Here is a 7,707-nt window from a genome sequence, read left to right as displayed (position 1 = left end):
CTTCAATATCATTAAAGATACTATATGCTTGAGCACTTTTATTGAAGAAAGCACCAATAAATTTAATCCATTCAGCTCTTCCTAATAATGAAGACTCTTGCCACTCTAGGTTGAATATAGGATTTTGGTTTAACCTCTTTAAGGTCTCAGCTTCTTTTTGATCTCCATTATATGCTGTAGTAAATATAATTTGAGGATTGAGCATTAAGAGTTGTTCTGTATCTAAATTAAAAGAATCACCTAAGTCTTTGACTGTACCACTCTCTACTCCTTCGAGAATGTATAGATTATAAACATATTTAGCATTACATACTCCTTTAACTTTATCTAGTTCACCAAGCAAGGATAAAAATCCAAGATGAGTGGCAGAGTTAACCATCACTGTTTTCACAGGAGTAATAACTTTCATCCCATCAGAAGGGGTTTCTGTTTCTTCATTATTTGTTAGATAGTAGATACTATGGATAGAATAATCATTCCAAGGATTGAATACAGTGAGTTTTGTATAGGCATTAGAGGAGTTATCCAAATCAAATATTTTGGCATATTTTAATTCACCCTTAGTTTGAACTTCTTTTTGTGCTTGAGGTTTACAGCCCGATAAAGAAATTAGAAATACTGTAAGAAGTATTAGAACTAGATTTTTAGTGTGCATAATATGTGTTTAAATAGGTAATCGAGCACAAAGATAAATAAAAATGTAGTGGTCAATGGAATATTAGTCATTCCTTTTCTCTCTAATTTATGACAACCTTAAAAAATTACTGCCTATTTGGCAGGACTTATGTCATTATTCAAAATCTGATTGGTGTGGCACAATCTTTGTTTTTTATATAGTGTCGTTCTCGAAAGAGGACAATAAATAAACTTTGAATAAATAAAAATAAAATATAAGATTATGGGAAAAATAATTGGTATTGACTTAGGTACTACAAACTCTTGCGTTTCTGTATTTGAAGGAAACGAACCTGTAGTAATTACAAATAGTGAAGGTAAAAGAACTACTCCATCAATTGTAGCTTTTATTGATGGTGGAGAACGTAAAGTAGGTGATCCTGCAAAACGTCAGGCAATCACAAACCCACAAAGAACTATCTCTTCTATTAAGAGATTTATGGGTGAAAACTGGGACCAAGTTCAAAAAGAAGTGAATCGTGTTCCTTATAAAGTAGTAAAAGGCGACAACAATACACCTCGTGTAGATATAGATGGTCGTTTATATACACCTCAAGAAATTTCAGCAATGACTCTTCAAAAAATGAAGAAAACTGCCGAAGATTATCTTGGACAAGAGGTAACTGAAGCAGTAATTACTGTTCCTGCTTATTTCTCAGACTCACAACGTCAAGCTACTAAAGAAGCAGGTCAAATTGCTGGTTTAGAAGTAAAGCGTATTGTTAATTAGCCTACTGCTGCTGCACTAGCTTATGGTATAGATAAAGCTCATAAAGATATGAAAATCGCTGTATTCGACCTTGGTGGTGGTACATTCGATATTTCAATCCTTGAGTTTGGTGGTGGTGTGTTCGAAGTATTATCAACTAATGGTGATACTCACTTAGGTGGTGATGACTTTGACCAAGTTATTATAGATTGGTTAGTTGATGAATTTAAGAAAGATGAAGGAGCTGATTTATCAAAAGATCCTATGGCTCTTCAACGTCTAAAAGAAGCAGCTGAAAAAGCTAAGATTGAATTATCATCTGCTACTTCAACAGAAATCAACTTACCATACATTATGCCAGTTGATGGTGTGCCAAAGCACTTAGTTAAATCTTTAACAAGAGCTCAGTTTGAAGCATTAGCTCACGGTTTAATTCAAGCTTGTCTTGAACCATGTAAGAAGGCAATGAGTGATGCAAGTTTGAGTAATTCAGATATAGATGAAGTAATTCTTGTTGGTGGTTCAACCCGTATACCAGCTGTACAAAAGATTGTTCAAGATTTCTTTGGTAAAGCTCCTTCTAAAGGTGTAAACCCTGATGAAGTGGTAGCAATTGGTGCTGCTGTACAAGGTGCTGTGTTAACAGACGAAATTAAAGGTGTTGTATTATTGGATGTTACTCCATTATCAATGGGTATTGAAACTCTTGGTGGTGTAATGACTAAATTGATTGATGCAAACACTACTATACCTTGTAAGAAAACAGAAACATTCTCAACTGCTGCTGATAACCAAACAGAAGTTACTATTCATGTGCTTCAAGGTGAACGTCCAATGGCTGCACAAAATAAAACTATTGGAAACTTTAATCTAACAGGTTTAGCTCCTGCTCGTCGTGGTGTTCCTCAAATTGAGGTTAGCTTTGATATTGATGCTAATGGTATCTTAAAAGTATCGGCTAAAGATAAAGCAACTGGTAAAGAACAATCAATACGTATCGAAGCTTCATCGGGCTTAAGTAAAGAAGAAATTGAAAAGATGAAAGCTGAGGCTGAAGCAAATGCTGAAGCTGACCAAAAAGAACGCGAAAAGATTGATAAATTGAACCAAGCAGATAGTGTTATTTTCCAAACAGAAAATCAATTGAAAGAACTTGGTGATAAGCTTCCAGCAGATAAGAAAGCTCCTATTGAAGCTGCTCTTACTAAGCTTAAAGAAGCACATAAGAGTCAAGATATTGCTGCAATTGATGCTGCTATGGCAGAAGTTAATACTGCTTTCCAAGCTGCAAGTGCTGAAATGTACGCTCAGAGTGGTCAAGCAGGTGCTCAGCCAGGTGCAGATGCAGGTGCTCAAGGAGGTCAGTCCAACGCTGGTAATTCAGGTTCTAATGACCAAGGAGAAAATGTTCAAGATGCAGATTTTGAAGAGGTGAAATAATATAATATAAGCTTAGCTTATTGAGAGGAGGTCGGAGATACGACCTCCTTTTTTTATAGCTATATTATTAAAAAGGAAGCTTTTAAATAGGAATGATTGTCTAAACATTCATTTATACGATATGTTTATATTTAGACAAATAGAAGAAAGGATATTTATGAAAGTACTTTTAATTAATGGCAGTCCTAGAAAAAATGGAAATACACAAATAGCTTTAGAAGAAGTTTCTAAAACGCTAGAAGAATGTGGTGTTCAAACCGAAATTATCCAGATAGGAAATAAACCAGTAAGAGGATGTATTGCATGTGGAAAATGTCATGAGTTGGGAAAGTGCGTTTTTCAAGACGATTTATATAAAAACATTAGGGAAAGTTTGCAAAATGCAGATGGTGTAATTGTCGGATCTCCTGTGTATTATGCTGGTCCCAATGGTTCTCTTTGTGCTCTATTAGATAGAGTATTTTACTCTTGCTCTGATTTATTGAGCTTTAAGCCTGCTGCTTCTGTAGCTGTATGTAGGAGGGGAGGAGCAAGTGCTACATTTGATCGATTAAATAAATATTTCACAATCTCTAATATGCCTATCGTTTCCTCTCAATATTGGAATAGTGTTCATGGCTGGCAAAAAGGAGAGGCTTCTCAAGATGAGGAAGGTCTACAGACGATGAGGACTTTAGGTAGGAATATGGCTTGGATGCTAAAAAGCTTAAGTAATAGTAAGTATAATCATCCTGAGCTGGAAGATTGGACTTCTACCAATTTTATTCGATAAAATAGTTCTTAGCAAGACGATATTAAGAAAAAAGTCTGTCGATTAAATCGACAGACTTTTTTTATAGTATTTATATCCTACTATTTAATGTAAGAGAGTATAAAAGAACAAGAATACTTGCCTGGTTTCATTTCATACTTATCTAAAGGAGCAGGTCCGCAGCTCTGGTTTCCTAGTCCTCGTTGTATAGCATCAATTGACAATATAGATTCCTTTAATCTATTCGTTTTTAACTCATGACCATGATTTAAGTCATTCCACAATTGTTTATCAGTAAAATGTAAGATTGAAAAATTGAAAGGTTTGTCTTTTGACTGTATTTTAATTCCTTTTCCTCCTTCATCCGTAATTGAAATCCATCTTACATCTTCACGGTTACCCATAGACTGAGAGCGGATATAATTTTCTTCAAATCCTGAAATCGTATTGTGATAAACACCTAAAAAGCTAGATGTTTTTCGATCGCGATAGTTTTCCCAAGGTCCTCTTCCATAATAAGATACTTTTTCTAAGTCTTCAGTTAATTTAGCTTGTAAGCCTAGTCGAGGAACGATGTATGCTCCTTCATCAAGATTGAAATCTGCTTCAACAGCTATTTCTCCTTGCTTATTGATTGTATAAGTAAGTTGATGAGGATAGCTAGATCTGTTTTCATCGGCGAGAGTTGTGATAAGAGCTATCGTAACCTGAATATAGTTTTCGTCTTTTTCCCAATAGAAATCTTTTACTTCAGAGCTAGAATTGACATAGCTTCTTCCATCATTGTTATTGGATCTATACCAATTAAAACTAAAGCCTTCCCCGTTGTATATATATTCTTTGCCAGAGTACATTAAAGAATGTAATATCCCATTGATTTTATTGAATTGCATGGAGAAGTCATTCCCCTTTATAGATAGAATCTCTTTCGACTCTTTGATGTTTATATCTTTAATATTGCCCTCCGTAGGTAAATTGTGTGGTTTTAAGTAATTGAAAATAAACTGTTCACTAGCAAAAGTATGATTTTCTGGAACCCAAAACTCAGGATTTACTTTACGGTAATATACATTGAGAGCATATTCAGCCTCTTTGTCTATTGATGTATGGTAGGGTATTCTTACTACTTTATCTTGGTTGGGTAAGATTGAGGGTAAATTTAAAGAGCCTTGCTCTATTTGAACTCCATCTTTTAATAAAACCCAATCCAAAACGAATGCGTTTAAATTCAAGAAATCATACGCGTTGTGAATTTTGATTGTTGTATTATCTATGTAAGAAGTTTGGATGTATTGATATACTTTTTTCACTTCCATCAGTTTAGGAGTCATTTTTCTGTCTGATGTAATAATTCCATTAGCACAAAAATCTTTGTCATTAGGCATATCTCCAAAGTCTCCTCCATAGTAAAACTCGTTTTTGGGTCTGTCGATTTTGCACAGTCCTTGATCTACCCAGTCCCAAATACAACCTCCAATCATCCTATCGGAATGATGTTCAATGTAGTCCCAATATTCAGCAAGGTTGCCTATTGCATTACCCATTGCATGCGCATACTCACATAAGAAGTAGGGCTTATTTCTAGGTTGTTGATCAAAGTTGATCATATTGGTTAAAGACGGATACATGTGTGAGTCAATATCTGCAATATCATTTTTTCCCTCATAATGTATAGGTCGGCTCGTATCAATTTGCTTTGTAGCTTGGTACATAAGATCAAAGTTACTGCCTGCACCGCACTCATTCCCCATAGACCAGAAGATAATAGACGGATGATTTTTGTCTCTTTGTACCATGCGAACAACTCTGTCAATCATAGCAGGAGCCCAACTTTCTCTTCCAGATATCGAGTTGTTACCATGGCACTCAACATCAGCTTCGTCCATAACATAAAGTCCATAATAATCGTACAGAGCATACATTCTTGGGTCATTGGGGTAATGCGCTGTACGTACCATATTGACATTATTTTGCTTCATCAATTCAATATCTTGTTTCATAGACGAAACAGGTATAGCTTTGCCCAAGGTAGGGTGAGTGTCGTGTCTATTTACTCCTTTGAATAAGATAGATTCGTTATTGATAAAAATTCGATTATCCTTGACTTCAATTTTTCTAAAGCCATATTTGTTTGAAGAAGTTTCAAGCAAGTTGTCTTTTGAGTCTTTGAGGGAAACTATAAATGTATATAAATGAGGTTGTTCTGCATTCCATAAAAGGAGATTTGAATTGATTAACCCTCCGACAGAAACTTCATATTGTGAATCCTTTTTTATTTTTGGTATGACAACAGACTCCGTAGTAACTAAATTTAGCGATGGGTCTAGCACCTCCACCGTTAATTTTAGGTTTTTATAGCTTTGCGTAAAAGCTTGTATATTTGCTTTTACATGGAATGAAGCCTCATTTAGCGATTCATTTAGTGTGTCGGTAATATGATAATCTCTAACTCTGACATCCTTTGTTGCATAGAGATATACATTTCTATGAATACCACTTAATCTGAACATGTCTTGATCTTCAAGATAAGAACCATCCGACCATCTATAAACTTCGCAAGAAATAGTATTTACTCCTTTCTTTGCATACTTTGTAATATTGAATTCTGCATCATTATTTGCTCCTTGAGAATAACCTACTTCTTTGCCATTAACCCATACGTATAAAGCACTATAGCATCCGTCAAAATGCAAAAATATTTCTTTGTTTACCCATTCATCAGTAAGGATAAATTCTCTTTTATAAGAGCCTACAGGATTCTTTTCTTTCTCTATGGTCCACCCTTTGACAGGTTTTATAAATGGAGGTTCATTTTTGTGAGGATAAGTAACATTGGTATAGATAGGGGTGCCATATCCTTGCATTTCCCATGAAGACGGAACGGGAATGTTGTTCCACTTAGATGTGTCAAAATCATCTTTATAAAAATCAATAGGTCTTTTCTCTGGAGAATCTACCCAGTGAAATTTCCAGTTTCCACTTAATAGCATGAAGTTTTTTCCTTGAGGAAACTCCCATGGATGCTTAAAACTAGGGTCGTTCTTAAGATCTTCTTGAGAGAAGAAAGGGATAAATGTATTTCTAGGTTCTTCTTTGTTAATAGCGAAGATAGACTGATTCTCCCAGTTTTCTTTACCTACTTCCTCTATGATATTAGGAAGCTTATGTTGAGTTGGAGTAACTTTCCAGCTTTGAGTAGGATCTAATGAATCCTTTGCTGTCAATTGAAGCTTTCCATCGTTTCTATAACTTAGAGCTAAGTTGGGATTTACTCGACAAAGGATATTATAAGTATCCTGATTTGTTTTTTCAAAGATCCATTTTTGATTTGGATTAGTGATATGTCCATCCCACTGGATTGCTAGTATCCCTAGCTCTGGATTATTGGTGTAATCTAGTGCTTTTTCAAAAGCAGGGAAAGCAACATAATATAGTCCTTCTTCTACAAAAGTGAGTGCAATGTATTGTCCAGGGTTATCTTTATCTTCTTCTGACAAAAAGATGTTTCCATTATTATCCCACGAGCTATTATTATCAATAACCTTCCCTTCATGATTATATATTTTGTAAAGAGAAGTAGAATTAAAGCTCTGGGCTTGTGCTATTAGAGGAATAAATAAGAGTAGCCATAGAATAGCCTTTTTCTTGGCATAGTTAGTGTTCTTCATAAAAATGATTTTGTAATTCAAAAATTAGAAATAATACAAGTTTAAAATTTAGTGCTAAAAATCATATCTTTTAGCACTAAATTTATGAAAAGAGATTCTTTTAATTCAGAAAAGGAATCCTTATTAAGTATACAGTTGAAAATCAAATCTTATTAAAGATTATAGATTTGATTTGTCTTGATTATTGTTTTGCTAATAGGTTATCGGACTCAAGAAATCGAGCTTAAATGGAGTTTTTCTATCAAAGTATCTTTATTTCATGTCAGGGTCAAAAAAAGTTTTGACACCGACATGACGATACGATGACACCGACATGATGGTATCATGACCCTGATAAAGAAATCTATTTGTGCTTGTTTAAAAGCATAAAAAGGCGAAGTATCTTTGAAGAGAATACCTCGCCTTTTACTTACTATGATAAGATTAAAACTTAATTGAATCCAATTTAAATTTTGACAATCATT

Annotated in this window: 2 protein-coding genes and 2 pseudogenes; 2 read left to right on the top strand and 2 right to left on the bottom strand. The window is 34.5% G+C overall.

Annotated features, from left to right (window positions below; genetic code table 11):
- Nucleotides 1-655: pseudogene (locus tag K8V80_RS11385) on the bottom strand (ABC transporter substrate-binding protein); the annotation flags it as partial.
- A 243-nt stretch (nt 656-898) separates the two neighbouring features.
- On the opposite strand from K8V80_RS11385, the pseudogene dnaK reads away from it, so the two are divergent.
- Nucleotides 899-2,824, top strand: a pseudogene (gene dnaK, locus K8V80_RS11380) (molecular chaperone DnaK).
- Between the two features lie 157 nt (nt 2,825-2,981).
- On the top strand, nt 2,982-3,596 hold the full coding sequence (locus tag K8V80_RS11375) for a flavodoxin family protein (protein WP_006745539.1): 615 nt from the start codon (nt 2,982-2,984) through the stop codon (nt 3,594-3,596).
- A gap of 80 nt (nt 3,597-3,676) precedes the next feature.
- On the opposite strand, the gene K8V80_RS11370 is transcribed toward K8V80_RS11375, so the two are convergent.
- Entirely contained in the window at nt 3,677-7,243 is a 3,567-nt protein-coding gene (locus K8V80_RS11370) for a glycoside hydrolase family 2 TIM barrel-domain containing protein (RefSeq protein WP_276778137.1), read from the bottom strand.
- Nucleotides 7,244-7,707 lie beyond the last annotated feature (464 nt).

Source organism: Bacteroides coprosuis (assembly GCF_020741705.1).
Lineage (GTDB): Bacteria > Bacteroidota > Bacteroidia > Bacteroidales > Bacteroidaceae > Bacteroides_E > Bacteroides_E coprosuis.
The sequence above is the reverse complement of the archived record's forward strand: the minus strand, read 5'-3'. Positions and strand labels throughout refer to the sequence as shown.

Coding starts and splice junctions, on each gene's coding strand:
- K8V80_RS11375 (WP_006745539.1), top strand. CDS start 2,982: ATGAAAGTACTTTTAATTAATGGCAGTCCTAGAAAAAATGGAAATACA.
- K8V80_RS11370 (WP_276778137.1), bottom strand. CDS start 7,243: ATGAAGAACACTAACTATGCCAAGAAAAAGGCTATTCTATGGCTACTC.